The organism is Filimonas effusa, assembly GCF_004118675.1.
Lineage (GTDB): Bacteria > Bacteroidota > Bacteroidia > Chitinophagales > Chitinophagaceae > Filimonas > Filimonas effusa.
Genome location: NZ_SDHZ01000002.1, coordinates 944,775 through 956,915, shown reverse-complemented (window position 1 = coordinate 956,915; position 12,141 = coordinate 944,775). Strand labels below are relative to the sequence as shown.

The 12,141-nt window shown below is 47.1% G+C and carries 8 protein-coding genes; 3 read left to right on the top strand and 5 right to left on the bottom strand.

Features of this window, described 5'->3' with window-relative positions; translation table 11 throughout:
• Positions 1-53 precede the first annotated feature (53 nt).
• The 3 genes from ESB13_RS15120 (at position 54) to ESB13_RS15110 (ending at position 3,705) form a co-directional block, all read left to right on the top strand.
• Complete coding sequence (locus ESB13_RS15120) at positions 54-2,498, top strand: TonB dependent receptor (protein ID WP_129004475.1); 2,445 nt, start codon at positions 54-56, stop codon at positions 2,496-2,498.
• A gap of 86 nt (positions 2,499-2,584) precedes the next feature.
• Positions 2,585-2,893, top strand: coding sequence for a hypothetical protein (locus ESB13_RS15115; protein ID WP_129004474.1), 309 nt, complete (start codon positions 2,585-2,587; stop codon positions 2,891-2,893).
• A gap of 95 nt (positions 2,894-2,988) precedes the next feature.
• Positions 2,989-3,705, top strand: a complete 717-nt coding sequence (locus tag ESB13_RS15110; RefSeq protein WP_129004473.1) for a hypothetical protein — start codon at positions 2,989-2,991, stop codon at positions 3,703-3,705.
• 105 nt (positions 3,706-3,810) lie between these two features.
• On the opposite strand, the gene ESB13_RS15105 is transcribed toward ESB13_RS15110, so the two are convergent.
• The 5 genes from ESB13_RS15105 to ligD all read right to left on the bottom strand — a co-directional run bounded on the left by ESB13_RS15105 (position 3,811) and on the right by ligD (position 12,137).
• Positions 3,811-5,130 carry a hypothetical protein gene (locus ESB13_RS15105; protein WP_246022564.1) on the bottom strand — a complete coding sequence of 440 codons (1,320 nt, stop codon included), beginning with the start codon at positions 5,128-5,130 and terminating at the stop codon, positions 3,811-3,813.
• Positions 5,131-5,464: 334 nt separating this feature from the next.
• Positions 5,465-7,909 (bottom strand): phosphoenolpyruvate synthase, encoded by a 2,445-nt coding sequence (gene ppsA, locus ESB13_RS15100; RefSeq protein ID WP_129004471.1) that lies wholly within the window; start codon positions 7,907-7,909, stop codon positions 5,465-5,467.
• Between the two features lie 323 nt (positions 7,910-8,232).
• Positions 8,233-8,745: an SMI1/KNR4 family protein gene (locus ESB13_RS15095; RefSeq protein WP_129004470.1), complete on the bottom strand. Its 513-nt coding sequence runs from the start codon at positions 8,743-8,745 to the stop codon at positions 8,233-8,235.
• A gap of 371 nt (positions 8,746-9,116) precedes the next feature.
• Positions 9,117-9,308, bottom strand: a complete 192-nt coding sequence (locus tag ESB13_RS15090) for a DUF3606 domain-containing protein (protein WP_129004469.1) — start codon at positions 9,306-9,308, stop codon at positions 9,117-9,119.
• A 6-nt stretch (positions 9,309-9,314) separates the two neighbouring features.
• Positions 9,315-12,137, bottom strand: coding sequence for a DNA ligase D (gene ligD, locus ESB13_RS15085; protein WP_129004468.1), 2,823 nt, complete (start codon positions 12,135-12,137; stop codon positions 9,315-9,317).
• Positions 12,138-12,141 lie beyond the last annotated feature (4 nt).

Sequence of the window (12,141 nt, the reverse complement as noted above, 5' to 3'; positions counted from 1 at the left end):
TATATGGGGGTGCCTCTTCTTATTTTAGGTTTTTTTCTGTAAATATACTTGCCATGAACCCCAACTTCTCCCTCACAATTCTTGTGTTTCTATTATTTGCCCATGTTACACAAGCCCAACAGATTTCAGGAACTGTAAGAGATGCAGATAATAAGCCTGTAGCCCATGCAGTAGTTTCACTTTTGCGTTTACCTGATTCTCTTGTTCTGAAAAATGAAGTCACTGATAAAAATGGCGCCTTCCGGTTTGCCGGAGTTGCTGCAGGCACTTATTTTTTGAATGTCACTTATATAGGTTATGTGCGGGGATTCAGTGGTGCTTTTGTTGTTACCGGTAAATCGGGGATAACGGTTTCGACGATAGTGCTTTCCAAGGCTGTAGCTGATTTGCAGGGTGTTACTGTTACCAGCAAGAAGCCGATGATAGAGGTGAAGGCGGATAAGACGATTGTGAATGTAGAGAACACGATCAATGCTATTGGGAATGATGTGCTGGAGCTATTGCGCAGGTCGCCTGGTGTGTTGGTAGATAAGGATGAAAATATTAGCCTCAGCGGCAAAAATGGCGTACAGGTTTTTATAGATGGGAAACCATCTCCATTTTCCGGCAAGGATCTGAGTGCTTACCTGAAAGCGATGCAGTCGGACCAGGTAGAGTCGATAGAGCTGATCACCAATCCTTCGGCCAAATATGAAGCGGCTGGCAATGCCGGAATCATCAATATCCGGTTAAAGAAGAATAAGGCTTTTGGTACGAATGGTACGGTTTCGGCAGGATACAATATTGGTATTTATTCCAAATACAATGGTTCTTTTGCTATCAATCACAGGAATAAGAAGTTAAATTTTTTTGGCAATTATAATTATAATAAATCGCGTAATGAATCTTCCAATACGTTCTACAGGGAGCTGCTGGATTCTGTTTTTGATCAACACGCTTTTCGCACCATTACTTTTGAGGGTAATTCCTTTCGTGGTGGTATAGACTATTATGCCAACAGGAATAACACTTTTGGAATAGCGGTAATGGGTAATGTAAATAAGGGTACCTACGACATGTTGAGTAACAATGTTATCAGTTATGCGCCTGCCGGAAAGCCGGACCGATTGCTGGAGGCTGCCAATATGATCAACGATAAAAGGAATAACCTGAATACGAATTTGAATTACCGCTTTGCCGATACACTTGGACACGAGTTTAACGTGGATGCAGATTACGGCAGCTATACTGTGCGTACCGGCCAGTTTCAACCTAACATTTATTATACTCCTTCTCATTCTGCTGTGATGAGTAAGGCTGTTTACAGGATGTCTACGCCTACCGATATCAAAACTTATGCTTTAAGAGCTGATTACGAACAGGATTACAAAAAGGGGAAACTCTCGATAGGTATAAAATCGAGCCTTGTGGATTCCGATAATGATTTACTTCGTTACAATGTTTGGACAAATAAGGAGTCGCTGGATACTTTAAGATCAAATATTTTCAATTATAATGAAAATATAAATGCTGGTTATGTGAATTATAACAAGCAGTTCAAGGGAGTTATGCTACAGGCAGGACTGCGGGTAGAAAACACCAATTCCAAGGGGACTTCTATTGGTCACCGGATTGTGAATGATAGTTATGCTATTTATGATTCGAGCTTTGAGCGGAATTATACGGATTTATTTCCCAGCGCTGCCATTACCTGGAATAAGCATCCTGGGAACCAGTGGTCGTTGTCTTATAGCAGGCGTATAGACCGGCCTGCTTACAAAGATTTGAATCCTTTTGAGTTTAAGCTCGATGAATATACTTATGAGAAAGGCAATACGCAGCTTAAGCCACAATATACACATAGTGTGCGGATGACGAATGTATATAAATACAAGCTTACGACTGCGTTAGGCTATAGTCGTGTTACCGATGTATTCACGCAATTGCCTGATACGGCGGACCGGTCTAAAGCTTATGTGACGTGGGAAAACCTGGCCAGCCAGGATGCGTTTAGCCTGGATATAAGTTTGCCTGTACAATACAACAAATACACTGGTTTCTTAAGTATCAGCAGTAACTATTCGCATTACAGGGCTAATTTGGGTGAGGGGCGAACCATAGATCATGGCATGTTGAGTGTAAACTTATATATGCAGCATAGTTATAAGTTTAGCAAGCGTTTTACGGGTGAAATATCCGGTTTTTATAACTCTCCGACTATTAACCAGGGCACATTCAGGTCGCGGAAGCAATGGACGTTAAATGCGGGTGGGCAGTATTCATTTGCGGGGGAGCGTATGTTGTTTAAAGTTTCTGTAAGTGACCTGTTTCATATGCTGCAATGGTGGTCGGAAAGTGATTTTGCGGGGCAGCGTGTAGTGGCCAATGGTAAATGGGAAAGCAGGCAATTGAAGTTAAATTTGTCGTGGCGTTTTGGTAGCAGCCAGGTAAAGGCTTCCCGGCAACGAAAGACTGCTTCGGAGGAAGAAAGCAGGCGTATTAATTCCGGTGGCAATTAGAAACGTGGGTTTGGCTGACTTTAACAAATAGTGCGCTAAATATGGCATTGAATTCGAAATAAGCTGATCAACCAATAAACAGTAACATGAAAAAGATTCTCTTGGTTGCAGCTATGTGTGCCGGTGCTGCACTGGTAAATGAAGCCGGGGCCCAGGTGCGGGTGAATGTGAACATAGGTGTTGGATCGCCTGGGTATTGTCCTCCTCCACCTCCGCCAGCGAGGGTAGTGGTTTATGAGCAGCCTTGTCCTCCTCCGCCTCCGCGCAGGGTTGTTGTGTACCATCAGCCGCCGCCTCCGCCGCAGGTTATTGTTGTGCAAGGGCGTGGCAGGGGAGGCTATCCGCCGCATCACCATCATGGCCGTGGACGTGGCTATGACCGTTATTACAGGTAAACAGACAGGCCGTATCGCAAATGTGATACGGCTTTTTTTGCGGGTTGCTGGCGGGTTGTTGTGTTTTTATCCAGGATCGGTGGTATTTTTATTTCATGATAAAACAACTCCTGCTTGTTGCTGCTACAGTAGTAGCTTTGGCTTCCTGTTCCGTTAAAGAAGATATTCATTTACATGGTGACAACAGTATAGACCGTAATATGCTGATGCATCTTGATACAATAACGGCCAATAAATTAAAGGGTCTTTTAGCTATGGCGGGGCAGCCGCAGTCTTTGTCTTTTGATACATTGGCTATGGCGTGGGATTCTGTGGGAGCGGTGTTTGAACGGCTTCCTATCAACAACCAGGATGTAAAAATATTGTTCAGCCGCTGGAATAGGAATAGCTCTTCGGGAAGCGTTCGTTTTTCAATGCCTTCGCTGGAGGCTTATAATCAATTTTCTTCGGTTCATTTGAAGACGCCTGATGAGATAAGGAACCAGGTTCCTTTTGGTGGTCCGCAGGAGCAACAGATTCATTGGAAGGGTAAGGATACGCTTTTAATACAGCTTGACAACAATAAATCTGCAAATGGGCAGACCGGTATGAGCGAGGCTGATATGAAGCAGGGTATGGCGCTTTTGAAATCGATGTTCGGCATAGCCTCTATCATGACATATGACGCTGTTTTTCATTTGCCGCGTGTGGCTAAATCGGTTTCGGGGCCAGGTGCTACTTTATCGGCTGGCGGGAGCGCAGTAAATATTACCAAGAACCTAGAAGATGTTATGGGGGATGGGGGTGCTGAGGTGATAACAGTTGTCTTTTAAAATGCTGCTGCGCAAGTTTTAGACTAATACGCCTTTGCTGCAGGGGCTTAATAAACGAGGCTGTACCGATCATGATACAGCCTCGTTTCTATTTATAGCGTTCATTTAGTTCAGGAAGACCTGGTATTGCAGGATGTAGCTGCCTTTGTGGCTGGTTAATTGTGCATTGGCGCCGGGGGTGCGTGTTTCGAAGACCGGCCTGTTCTGATATGCGAATGTGAGTTTTGAGGTATGTCCTTTCAGCAGCCAGTTTAGGCCCAGGTCCCAGAAGGTCATTGGTTTATCGAGGCGTTCATAGCTGGCGTGCTGTACGCTGGCGTAGGGCATAAGCGTTGTTGTACCAATGAGGTTGTTTTTCAACTTATAACCTAGCTGTGCGTATACTACATTACCTGTTCCGAAAGTGGGGTAACCGTTACCGCTGCCGTTAATGATGTTTGGCATGGTGGTACCATTGGCGGGGTTCATTACTGCGAGGTTACGGAGATATCCGGGGCCATAATCGAGGTTTACAAATGCTGCGTAAGCGCTTAATGCGGTGCCTGTATGTTTATTAACGGGTGCATCGTAGTAGGCGTCTACAGCGAACTGGCGCATATCGGTTGTGACGGTGTCGCTGCCTGCACCTTTATGCCACATAGCTTCGGGCTGGTATTGGAATCCTGCGCCTATGTTAAATACACGTTTGCTGCCGAGGTAGGTGCCTGTTGCGTAAGGGGTGGCGTTTGATTCCTGGTCGAGGAACTGCCATTGGAAATAGCCGTGCCATTGCATTTTAGGCGGTTTGGGAGAGAAGTTAGATATTTCGCTGATGGCGGCGGAGTAGCCGTTGCTTTTTTGTACAGACATGGGGTTACTCATGATCACGCGATAGTCGAACTTGCCGAATTTTCCTTTTGCGTAGAGGCTAAATTTACGGAGGAACTGGTCGGTTGCTTCAAATGTTGTTAATTCGAATAGTGGGATGTCGAGGCCCATGATCGTAGCAGTTGAGGGGCCGGAGAAGCGTGTAAGGCCATTCCAGCCTGCGAGGCCTGTTCCGAGCCAGAGATGTTTGCGTACTATCTCGTATTCGCCTGTAATGTCGTGAACGAAGAATGAAGGTTTGCGGTCTGCTCCATAGTTGAAGTTGTTGATGCCGAAATGGGAGTATAAGAACACCCTGTCGGCAACCTGTCCGAATGCCTGGACCCTTGCCCTGCGGATACCTATATCGGTGAAGTTGTTCTTTGGATATCCATTGATGGTACTGCCGGGATTCATTTCGGTATTACGGATCCAGAACTGGGAGTGGAGCGTCATTTTGAAGTAGTTGGTTCCATCCTCGTTCAACCATAGCTTTCCGTCTTTGAACTGTTGTGCCATAACTCCGTTGCCTGATAGTAATAATACCACTAAAGCACCCGCCAATCGAAGCTTTCTCATACTAATGCTTTGATTTTACATATATAACCTGTTGCCAGCTCTTGCAGCAGGTTGGTTTATATTTTCCTGGTCTCCGGCGTGGCTGCAAAGCTAAAGGACTGCATGCAAATGTAACCTTGTAAAAAAAATCTATTTAAGGAAAGATATCATTGAATAATTGCTAAGAATAGCTTAAGCGCTTCCGCTGTTTTCAAGGGGCAGGTTTTGTTATGAAGAATGGGGCCGACCATTTGTTTGGGCAGCCCCATTGTATTATACCGGGCTTCAGTTTTTATTTAAGCGGCGCTATTGTTGCCGGGTTGAGATTGATGTTCTACCGGGTGTAAGTACCCTGTTAACAGGTCAAAGGTGCTTCGCGGTGCATTCGTTTTTCCACTTCGTGAATGGCATGGACGGTTTTGATGAGAGAATCGGGGGTTACGGAGATGGAGTCGATGCCACGTTCTACGAGGAACTGTGCAAAGTCGGGATGGTCTGAGGGGCCCTGGCCACAGATGCCTACTTTGACCCCTGCTTCGCGGGCGGTTTGAATAAGCATGTCTATGAGTTTGAGCACTGCTTTATTTCTTTCGTCGTAGAGGCCTGCGACAAGGGTGGAGTCACGATCCAGGCCGAGGGTGAGCTGTGTGAGGTCGTTACTACCTATCGAGAAGCCGTCTACATGCCGGGCGAATTCTTCTGCTACGAGGATGTTTGAGGGTAGTTCGGCCATGAGGTATATTTCGAGGCCATCTTCTCCCTGTTTGAGGCCATATTCGTTCATGGTGGCTTTTACTTTCAGCAGTTCATCGACTGTACGGCAGAAGGGGATCATTACCACTACGTTGTTGAGGCCCATTTCGGTGCGGACCTTTTTGATGGCAGCGCATTCGAGTCCGAAAGCTTCTTTGTATTCTTCGGAGTAGTAGCGTGAGGCTCCGCGCCAGCCTATCATAGGATTTTCTTCCTTTGGTTCGAAGTATTTTCCCCCGGTGAGGTTATAGTATTCGTTGCTTTTGAAATCGGAGAAGCGGACGATGACCTTGTAGGGGTAAAATGCTGCGGCTATGCGTGCGATGCCATAAGACAGCTTTTGAATAAAGTAGGTGCGTTCGTTTTTATAACCTGCGATGAGTTTGTCAATTGTTCCGGACAGAGCGGGGTCGTTGAGGTTGTGGTGGTGCAAGAGCGCCAGTGGGTGTGCCTTGATGTAATTGTTGATGATAAACTCTTCGCGAGCGAGGCCTATTCCTCTATGGGGCAGGTGTGCAAACTGGAATGCCATAGCAGGGCTGCCGACGTTTAGCATGAGGTTGGTCCTGATCCCGGGCAGTGTTGAGAGGTTGGTCTCTGTTTTTTGGAAAGGGATCTCTCCTTCGTATACGAAGCCTTCTTCTCCTTCGGCGCAGGAGGCGGTGATAAGCGTGCCGGGCTGTAATATTTCTGTTGCATTGACACAGCCTACGATAGCGGGTACACCCATTTCCCTGGCAACGATGGCTGCATGGCAGGTGCGTCCTCCTTTGTTGGTGATGATAGCCGAAGCTTTTTTCATGATGGGTTCCCAATCGGGGTCGGTCATGTCGGTTACGAGCACATCGCCTTCGCGGAAGGCTTCTCCTTCGACGCGTTCGTCGAGAGAGTAGAAGATGTTGACTTTCCCGGAGGCTATTTTGTCGCCTACGGCGATGCCTTTACAGAGCGTGTTTATTTCCAGTCCATCGGGTTTGCTGAGGCTGTAGCTGGTAACGGTTTGTTGTTCTTTACGGCTTTGGACAGTTTCGGGGCGGGCCTGCACTATGTATAGTTGCTGACTTAAGCCATCTACTGCCCATTCTATATCCATGGGGCAATAATGGTTTTTGAGGTTGCTGTAATAATCTTCGATCTGGCATACCCAGCCTGCGAGCTGGAGGATGAAATGATCGGGGATACAAAACAGAGACCGTGCGGGTTTTTCTGTAGGGATGATGCGTACGCGTTCATCGGGGTTGTCGCCGTAGACCATTTTCTGGTCTTTGCGGCCCAGTTTTTTTTCGATGATAGCGGGGTAGCCTTCTTTGAGTTTAGGTTTGAAGACGATGAATTCGTCGGGTGAGAGGGCTCCCTGCACGACCATTTCGCCGAGGCCGAATGCGCCGTTGATAACGACGATATCGCGGAAGCCTGTTTCGGGGTCGAGAGAAAAAGCCACACCTGCGGCGCCGAGATCGGAGCGGACCATTTTCTGGACGCATACGGAGAGGCCTACTGCGAAGTGATCGTACCCGAATCGCTGGCGATAGCTGATGGCGCGGTCTGTGAAGAGTGATGCGAAGCAATTGCGGACGGCATCCATGAGTGCGGCGGGGCCACGTACGTTGAGGTAGGTTTCCTGCTGGCCTGCAAAGGATGCGTCGGGCAGGTCTTCGGCTGTGGCGGAAGAGCGTACTGCTACGTCGGTGGCTTCCTGTGCGTAGTTTGCTGAAAGCTGCTGGTAGGTGTCGATGATCTGTTTACTCAGTTCCGGCGGGAATTTGGAGTTGCGGATCAGTTGACGGACCTGCTGGCCTACGCGTCGCAATGATGTAACGCTGTTATGGTCTATAGCGTTCACCAGGTCGCGGATCTGTTGTTCGAGGTGGTTGTAGCTACAGAAGCTGCGATAACCTTCTACGGTTATCACGTAGCCATTGGGAATGCGGATGCCCAATTTACCCAAGTGCTGAATCATTTCTCCCAGGGAGGCGTTTTTTCCTCCTACCTGTTCCAGGTCGTTAATGCCTACTTCTGAAAGCCAGGCAATCGTTGTCGTGTTCATAGTTTGCGGAAGTTTACATGGAATTGAATGCCTGCAATGATACATGCATCGTTTTACATGGATACTTCCGAAAGTTTTGCAATAATTCTTTGCTTAAACGTTTTATAATAAAGTTGTTCTAAATTATTCGTGGTTTGGTTGGATGGAGTGTTGTCTGATGAGGCGGTTAGCGTGAATAAATATTAAATGTTGACGATGGTGATTTTTTGTTTGCGGTAAAGGGGCATGGATAGCAAAACAGCTGTATTCCTGTTTCGGGTGAGAATTGCCTGAACGGGGAATACAGCTGTTTTCTTTTTGGGTGTGCTATTATTATGAATGGACTAGACTGCCAGGGCCGATAAGGTTTTGTGGCTGTATAGTGCGCCCATAAATTCGAGGAAAGAGCGGGACAGCAATACTTTATAAGCACGGCCTGCTTCGGGGTGCCAGTAGTAGATAGATCCCATTGTATCTTTTTCGAGGGAGTAATAGATAAAGTCGCCTGCGCCGCCTTCGAAGAGGGGGAAGAAGCGTTCGGCGATACGTTCTTTTTTATAATAGGTATCGATGTAGGAGAGGATAGAAGGTGATGAATTCCATCCGATGACAGTAGTGAGCGGAGCGTTTACGGGTAAGAAGTCGAGCTTCTCCGTTACAGGGATAAACACTTCGTATTTAAATGCTGCTCCACCATAAACGGTGACGAATTCAATAACATCGGCATCGGGTAATACCTGCATGCGTTGTTTTACTTCTGCGACAAACTTTTCTATTTCGCTATCGGAATGTACCGGCCGTGGCTTTTGTGTGAAGCCTCCGAGGATCTCTGCTTTGATTCTTATTATATCCTTCATAGACTAAAACGTTATTCCTTTAAAACAACGAAAAAAATAGCATACATAGTGTGTTGTGCAGAAATAAAGTTTATAGTGTAGTGCAGACGCAATAAGGGTTTCAGCGTTCGCGGGCGTAGCGGCGCGGGCTTGTTTGCCGAGGAGAAAAAAAGCATTAATCTTTCTTTAGGATCGACTTTGTGCTATTGTATTGGTGCATAAAAAGGGACGATGTGTACTTTTTTGACCTGATCATTTTATTGTGGACCAATGCTTTTTTTCGTTGCCCGGCGGAGATTTTTTTATTTCGTTGAAGTGCGTATCCTTTATTTGAAGGGGAGCTGTTTCAACGGATTATGTGACGAATGTCATGTTATGCATATGGTCAGGTTTTATTGTTTCGTTAGTTCTTTGAGATATTTCATCACTTCCTGGCGGAGCGGGCCGGCCCGTTTGATGGCCTCCACTATTTGTTCATGTGTGAGGCTGGGGAACAAGCGATGTACATATTCTACTTCGTTGGGATCTTTTGAGCTGATCCTGATGCGGTCTTGTTTGCCGGTGTAGGCTTTGTTGTCGCTCATGGTATTTTATTTCAGGTTAATAATTTTTTCAAGGTTAATGCCTTTGCCTAATACGGGGCGGAAGATGTCGCCTTCGGATGTTATGCGTGCTATGGCGTTTTGGATGTTGAAGTCTTTGAGCTGCAATCCTTTTTTCACTTCTTCCCAGTGTAAGGGCATGGAGACCGTTGCCCCGGGTTTTGGGCGTAATGAATAGGGGGCTGCCAGTGTTGCCTGCGGGCGGTTTTGCAGGTAATCGATATACAGCTTTCCTTTTCGTTTGCGTGTCATGCGTTCGATGCTGGTGAATTCCGGCAGGCGTTGTTGTACGCTTGCGGCGATCATTTTTGCGAACAGCTGACTTTGATCGTAGGTGTATTGTGCGCCTAATGGTATATATATATGGATGCCTGTTGAGCCGGATGTTTTCGGATAGCTTTTTACCTTCATTTCCGTCAGCACTTCGTTCACTGTTTGCGCAACGGTGATGACCTGATCGAAGGTGTTGCTTTTGGACGGATCAAGGTCTATCAGGCACCAGTTGGGGTAATCGGGATAATGGATAGTGCTGCTCCATGGGTTCATTTCTATTACACCGAGGTTGGCCATATATAAGAGGCTAGCTTCGTTGGACGCTACCATGAAGTTTTTGTCTTCACCTTCGCCTGTTGTGTAGGGAAACTGCTGAATCCAATCGGGGACTTTGCCTGTTACGTCTTTCTGGTAGAAGCTACCGCCTTTGATGCCATTGGGGTAACGGTTCAATGATTGTGGTCTATCTACCAGGTAGGGGAGGATATATGGTGCTACCTGGTAGTAATAGTTGAGCATGTCTCTTTTTGAGTAGCCGTCGTTGGGCCAATATGGTTTACTTAAGTTGGTGAAGCTGAGCTCGTTTCCATTGACAGTTTTGACCTGTGTTTCCTCTGTTGGGTTCAACAAAGTTTTGCGTCCTTTTTTAGATACCGGCTTTAACATTTTTTCTGTTTTAGTGGCTTCTTTTTTTGTAAGGTTGCTTACGGCTACAGCTTTTTCGGCTACTACTTTTTTTGCTTCTTTATCGGTTCGCATGCCTTCGAAGCTGGGGTGGCGCATGACGCCGTCTGTGGTCACTTCGGTATAACTTACTTCGCAAACCAGTTGTGGTTTGAGCCAGGTTGCTTTTGCTTCGGGCGGATTGGGGCGGAAGCGTGATGGTTTGTTGATATCGGGTACTATTTCGAAGGGGGAGGTCTTGCGTTTGAGTTTATTGAATTGGGCCAGCATTTCTTTCTGCTGTGCTATGTTAAAGCCGGTGCCTATTTTGCCGGTATATACAAAATGTCCTTCTTCGTCGTATATGCCTACGAGCAGGGAGCTGAAAGGCCTGGGTGTATCTTCATTCCGGGTATAGCCTCCTATTACTACTTCGTGGCGTTTGTGTGCTTTGATCTTTATCCAGCTGGATGTTCGTTCTCCGGGGATGTATTCGCTATCTGCTTTTTTGGCCATGATGCCTTCCATGCCGAGGTTGGTGGCGGCTTCGAGAAATTCCGTGGCTGTGCTTTCGAAGGCTTCGCTGAACCTGATGATACTGTCTTTGGGCATACGTGAAGCCAATAGTGCGCGGCGTTGGGTTAGTGGCAGGGACATAAGGTTACGCCCTTCGAGCCATAGCAGGTCGAATACGTAGTAGACGAGGTCGCCATCGGCTTCGCTTCGCCAGTTCTGGAGGGAGCCGAAGTGGGAGATGCCTTTTTCGTTCAACACACAGATCTCTCCATCGACCACTGCATCGATGCCCCAATCTTTTACTGCCTGGTAAACGGGGTAGAATTTATCGTTAAAAGACTTTGCGTTGCGTGATAAGAGTTCGAGTTTGCCTTTGTGGCTAAGGGCCAGTGCCCGGTAGCCATCCCATTTCACTTCGTAGAGCCAGCCTTCTGCGTTGAAGGGTTTGTTGGCGAGCATTGCCAGCATGGGTTTGGCTGTTTTGGGGAAAGCGGCTTTGGGGCCTGTTACCGGGAGTGGCTGTTGCGGTTTTGTTGTTGCGGCGGCTGTTTTTGGGGTGGTTGCTTTTGTGGCAGCCTTGGGTACGGCTGCTTTTGGGGTGGCTGCTGACCGGGAGGTGGTTTTCCTGCCGGGAGTAGTTTTAGCAGCTGCAACGGTTTTTTTATTACGGCTTGTTGTTTTCTTTGGAGCTGTTTTTTTGGGGGGGGCTGTTTTTTTAGTTGTTTTTGATGTGGTGTTGGTTTTGGCCTTGCTTAGTTTCCCGTGTTCGTAGATAACATCGCTGGTTTTTGCTATTTGCCCGAGTGTTTTGTCGCTTATGACGGATCTATTCTTTTTAGTGATATCGGTTTCTTTTGCATACTTATCGCGGTGTTTGATGAGGAGCCAGGCGTTGTTTTCGCGGGCGTTCTTCAATTTCACCAGTGCAAATTCACCTTTGAGCTTGGTGCCATGCAGGCTAAATTTCAATGAGCCGGCTTTGAGTTGTTGCAGGAGGGCTTTTTCATCTTTTTTCTTATCTCCTGATGGTTCCAGCGGTTCGAGTTCACCCTGGTCCCATACGATGACGGTTCCGGCGCCGTAGTTTCCTTTTGGGATGATGCCTTCGAAGTTGCGGTAATCGTAGGGGTGGTCTTCGACCATCATGGCGAGGCGTTTGTCTTGCGGGTTCAATGAAGGGCCTTTAGGTATGGCCCAGCTTTTCAGGACGCCGTCCATTTCGAGGCGGAAGTCGTAGTGGAGGTGGCTGGCAGCATGCTGCTGTACCACGAAATGGAGTGCTTTGGTGCCGGCCTTGCCACCCTGGGGTTCCGGGGTTTGGTTAAAGGACCTTTTCTTTCTATAGGTTGTGAGTGTCATATTA

Coding starts and splice junctions, on each gene's coding strand:
- ESB13_RS15120 (WP_129004475.1), top strand. CDS start 54: ATGAACCCCAACTTCTCCCTCACAATTCTTGTGTTTCTATTATTTGCC.
- ESB13_RS15105 (WP_246022564.1), bottom strand. CDS start 5,130: ATGAGAAAGCTTCGATTGGCGGGTGCTTTAGTGGTATTATTACTATCA.
- ESB13_RS15090 (WP_129004469.1), bottom strand. CDS start 9,308: ATGAGCGACAACAAAGCCTACACCGGCAAACAAGACCGCATCAGGATC.
- ESB13_RS15110 (WP_129004473.1), top strand. CDS start 2,989: ATGATAAAACAACTCCTGCTTGTTGCTGCTACAGTAGTAGCTTTGGCT.
- ESB13_RS15115 (WP_129004474.1), top strand. CDS start 2,585: ATGAAAAAGATTCTCTTGGTTGCAGCTATGTGTGCCGGTGCTGCACTG.
- ligD (WP_129004468.1), bottom strand. CDS start 12,137: ATGACACTCACAACCTATAGAAAGAAAAGGTCCTTTAACCAAACCCCG.
- ppsA (WP_129004471.1), bottom strand. CDS start 7,909: ATGAACACGACAACGATTGCCTGGCTTTCAGAAGTAGGCATTAACGAC.
- ESB13_RS15095 (WP_129004470.1), bottom strand. CDS start 8,745: ATGAAGGATATAATAAGAATCAAAGCAGAGATCCTCGGAGGCTTCACA.